The sequence below is a fragment of the Anaeroplasma sp. genome (assembly GCF_034179385.1).
Taxonomy (GTDB): domain Bacteria; phylum Bacillota_I; class Bacilli_A; order Acholeplasmatales; family Anaeroplasmataceae; genus Anaeroplasma.
Window position 1 is genome coordinate 1 of record NZ_JAXFPY010000001.1, and the last position, 2,565, is coordinate 2,565.

General features: G+C 28.2%; 3 protein-coding genes. All 3 read left to right on the top strand.

The genetic code is table 11. The features are described from left to right. Window positions 1-503 (top strand): hypothetical protein (locus tag SPJ17_RS00005; protein WP_321091469.1); only part of this gene is annotated, 503 nt, incomplete at its 5' end. A gap of 36 nt (window positions 504-539) precedes the next feature. Beyond that, a complete protein-coding gene (locus SPJ17_RS00010) occupies window positions 540-1,724 on the top strand; it encodes a hypothetical protein (RefSeq protein ID WP_321091473.1) in 1,185 nt (394 codons plus the stop codon). A 60-nt stretch (window positions 1,725-1,784) separates the two neighbouring features. Continuing rightward, window positions 1,785-2,543 carry a hypothetical protein gene (locus SPJ17_RS00015; protein WP_321091475.1) on the top strand — a complete coding sequence of 253 codons (759 nt, stop codon included), beginning with the start codon at window positions 1,785-1,787 and terminating at the stop codon, window positions 2,541-2,543. Window positions 2,544-2,565 lie beyond the last annotated feature (22 nt).

Consider the following 2,565-nt stretch of genomic DNA (forward strand, 5'->3'; position numbering starts at 1 on the left):
TATCATTAAAGAAAATAAACCCTGTAGAATTTGATAGAATAGATATATACCATCAAATGAGAAATATTATTGCTCATGGTTTTTCTGGTAGAGTAATAGTATTCCAGGAGGATATAGACAAGCTAAATGATTATTTAAAGCTAATTAATAAAGAATTAGGATTTGAAATAGATGATATTGATTTAGGTAAGAAAGAAGTTCCTACTATAGATTCAACTCCAAAAGAAAGACCAGCTAATAATGGTTATAAAACTGGTAATGGCAAAAAAGCAAATAAGCAAGTAATTGTTGATTATATTAAAGGCGTATTCTCAGATGCTAGAAAGCAAGGTAAGCCATATATTATTCTTCGTGCCGGTGATGTAGAAAAAGCAGTAGGCTTAAGTCAAAGAATAGTATCTGTTTGTAATGCTATGTATGATTGTATGACTACAAAGGATGAAGTATTGTCAACTACTCCTAGTGGATATTCAACAACAATAACCATTAAGTATTATTTGTAAATTGTATAAAGAGTTATATAGGAGAGTGATTGTTATATGGAAAAGTTTCATATTGTTACATATAAAAACAAATTGAAGAATTGTCTTTTATGTAATTCTATATTAGAACCTTGCCTTTCAGAATACTATAGAAAAGACAATGCAGTTAGTAAGGTCACTCATAAGCAATGCATAAAGTGTAAGCAAAATTATATAAAAGAGAATCTCTATTATATTGTTAGTGAAAATGAAAGTAATCCAAATGTGATGCTGGAAAATGATAAATTATTAGATAAATCTACACAAAAGATTAATGAGCAAGAGACAAAAGAATATATTCCTTCAGCATCTATTGATAGGATTCCTATTACTGTTTATGAAGGAAACTTAAAAGAGTGCCCAAAATGTAAAAATAGACTTATTCCAATTCAACAAAAATCGATTAATTGGAGAGGAAAAGAAATAAAACGATCTTTTATGAAATGTGAAGCATGTGACAGATTATTCTTTAGTTTTAACTCCTATAATAATATTACGGATAACGGAAGGGAAGCAAATCGCTTATATCCATTTTATAAGAATAGTCATATAGTCATTAAAATGAATGATAGAAAAGGTAAATCTTCGTTACCAAAAGAGAATCGAATTGTGAAATCATCTCAAGAAAAAGTTTTGACTAAAGAGGAATTAAAACAAAAACAAAAAGAAGTAATGTTGAAATCATTGCCTAGGATTCAACCTAAAATTATTACTTTGGATGGAGTATATGTTTATAAATCAATAAATATCTATTGTAATAGAAATCATCCCAAAATGGTTAAGCAAATTCCCCTAAAATTAAAAAGTGCAAAAGATGGTATTCCAAGCACTGTGTATGGCTTTTATTGTGAACAATGTAATAAGAAATTTATTACAATTGAAAGAATTACAAAGTATACATCAAAATGCTATACCCCTCAATTTAGATGCATTTTAGATGATGACTTGGATGGAAATATGAAGCAATTTTCAGAATTGGCATTATATGGTTACAACGTTCAAGAGGGAAAGTTATCTGAAAGACAGCGACAAGGGATAATTGATTTTGTCATTGATTTTGAAATCATGACACCAGCTAGAGTGATTAGTTTATTGGAATTTAATATAAATTTAAGAAAGAATAATCCTAAAATGCAAGATGCTTGTGAAAAATGGCATCGAGATATTAGTTATGTTCAATCCATTTATAGAATAAAAAGATGACACATAAACATATAATAAGAAGTACATTAGTTTATTGTTAAAGTTAGGAGTGTTTTTTTTGTGGGCGATTTAATTAAAGGTATAGTTGTAGCTAGTTCAAGAAAAAAAGGCGGAATATGTTTAGTGGTTTTTGAACCAAAGGAGAAAAAATTTTATCGAATTATATCTATGAATTCAGATAGAGAGGACCATGAATTATCAATTGATGAATGTACTTATAAAGATGGTCAAGTAATTAATAATTTGGATTTTGTGGAATTAATGGTGGATTCTAAAAAATACATATCTGATGAATATCAGCATGAAAATGTCGTGTTAAGAAAAGGCACAAAAATCATTAAAGCTCAAGATGATAAAGTCACTAAAAATAAATTAATAGAATTTTATGGTGGTGAAAATAAATTAAATGAACCAAAGGGAATATTTATAAATAATTACTCATCTATGACAATGCAAGAGGCTAAAAAATCTAATTGTTCATTTTTATTAGTTAAGGTATTTGGATTGAAGTTTTACACTACTCAAAATAGACACGGAGAACCAACCTGTAAATGCTCTTTTAAGTATAATGGGATATTTTATGAAGATATTCATGTTACAATTAGTCACACAAAAGAAGAGGATATTCGAAAATATGCAAATAAAAGCTATCCTAATGGTTTGGTTTGCTTTAGTTTTGGTCATCCATTTGATGGGCCTAATGGTGTAAAGTGCTTTAAGTATTTATGTTCTTTTTTAGGCTATTTTCCTTATAATAAGAATAGTAGAAAGAAAGGTGATGGAAATGGGAAACCTTTACTCGATTGGTTATTCGAATAAACAAATAGATGAATTTATAAAT